This window comes from Mesorhizobium sp. M7A.F.Ca.CA.002.04.1.1 (assembly GCF_004022805.1).
In the GTDB taxonomy this organism is placed as follows: domain Bacteria; phylum Pseudomonadota; class Alphaproteobacteria; order Rhizobiales; family Rhizobiaceae; genus Mesorhizobium; species Mesorhizobium ciceri.
Window position 1 is genome coordinate 1 of record NZ_RZPL01000991.1, and the last position, 1,575, is coordinate 1,575.

At 65.0% G+C, this 1,575-nt stretch carries 2 protein-coding genes; one reads left to right on the plus strand and one right to left on the minus strand.

Going from position 1 to position 1,575, the window contains the following annotated elements; all coding sequences use genetic code 11:
• Nucleotides 1-180 precede the first annotated feature (180 nt).
• The gene (locus ENZ75_RS31335; protein WP_063169486.1) at nucleotides 181-867 is read left to right on the plus strand and encodes an isochorismatase family cysteine hydrolase; all 687 of its coding nucleotides are present in this window, start codon (nucleotides 181-183) and stop codon (nucleotides 865-867) included.
• Between the two features lie 6 nt (nucleotides 868-873).
• On the opposite strand, the gene ENZ75_RS31340 is transcribed toward ENZ75_RS31335, so the two are convergent.
• Nucleotides 874-1,575, minus strand: a 702-nt coding sequence (locus ENZ75_RS31340) for an LLM class flavin-dependent oxidoreductase (protein ID WP_128278603.1), incomplete at its 5' end; no start/stop codon positions are given.

Consider the following 1,575-nt stretch of genomic DNA (forward strand, 5'->3'; position numbering starts at 1 on the left):
GCTGGCAACGATCCGCGGCGCCGACCGCATCGTCGTCGTCTCGGAGTCGGGCGTCGTCGAGCAGGGGTCGCACAGCGAACTGATCCGTGCCGGCGGCATCTATCGACGCCTGCACGACGCCCAGCATCTGGTGTCATCGCGTTGATCCACTATGGTAGCGGCCAAGCAGGGAGCCCCCGGATGATCAAGGCAACGCCCTTCGACTTTCCCTTTGACGGCAGGCTGGTGGCCGAAAACACCGCGCTGATCGTCATCGACCTGCAGCAGGATTTCCTGTCGACGACGGGCTACTTCGCCAGGCAGGGCTATGACCCGTCGCCTCTGAGGGCGATCCTGCCGACGGTGAGCCGGCTGATCGCGGCCGCGCGCAGGGCCGGCGTCAGGGTCATCCATACCAGGCAGGGCTATAGGGCCGACATGGCCGATATGACGCCTTACGAAAAATGGCGCCGCAAGCGCTCCGGTCTCGACGGCACCGATATCCTGCTGCGCTCGGGCACGGGGTTCCAGATCGTTCCGGAGATCGACGTGGCACCGCACGACATCATCGTCGACAAGACCTGCAACAGCGCCTTCACCTATACGGATTTCGAGCTTGTGCTCCGCGCGCAAGGCATCACGCATCTCATGTTTTCCGGATGCACGACGGATGTCTGCGTCCACACCACGCTGCGCGAAGCCTGCGACCGCAAGTTTCAATGCCTGACGATTTCCGACGCCTGCGCCAGCGGCGACAAACAAGCCCACGAGGCCGCGCTTCATATGGTGACGGTCGAAGATGGCGTCTTCGGCGCGCTGGCGGATTCGGGCGCTGTCATTGAAGGCCTGTCGCGGCTTGGCGACAGGCCCGAGGCAACAAAAGGCTGAAGGACTTCAGCCCGTTGCGCGCGTCTCCAATCCTGCACGAGACGCATATGCTCCAGGCTGGAATGCCTCGTGTTCGCGACGCGCCAGCGAATTGCGCAGCAGGGCGATCGTTTCCCGGCCGAGCGTTGCGATCTCGCGTGGCGTGTCGACGCCGACAATCATGAATTCATCGATCCCGAGGGCTGCATAGGCAAGCAGCGACAGGGCGGCCTGGGCTGGCGGCCCGGCAACATCGACCGCCTTGTGGCCGGAGGCGGAAGCACCCTGGTGAATCCCGACCGGAAGCGCGAAGCGCAGCTTGCCGGCCCGGCCATGTTCGGCGGCGGAGCGACGCACCCGCTCCATCAATTGCCGGATCTCGTCGATCGAGCCCGGCGCCAGTTCAAAGACATCGGCATGCCGGCCGGCCACCTTGAGCGCCGTTCCGGACTGCCCGCCCATGCGGATGACCAGGTCGGCGCCGTGCGGTCCCTTGCGCGGCACGTAGCCGCCCTTGATGCTGTAGAACGTTCCTTCGTGGTCGAAGGGCCGGTCGTTCGACCACAGCCGCTTCAGCAGCACCAGATATTCGTCTATTCGCTGCCAGATGACGGTGTGCCCGACCGGCCGTGTTTCGGCGTCGGCATCGCTCAGCGGCTCGCTGATCATTCTCAGCGCCAGGCGTCCGCCGCTTTGCCTGTCGATCGACGCCAGTTGTCGGGCCGCCAC

Excerpts from the sequence above, each read along its gene's own strand:
- ENZ75_RS31335 (WP_063169486.1), top strand. The coding sequence starts at position 181 with ATGATCAAGGCAACGCCCTTCGACTTTCCCTTTGACGGCAGGCTGGTG.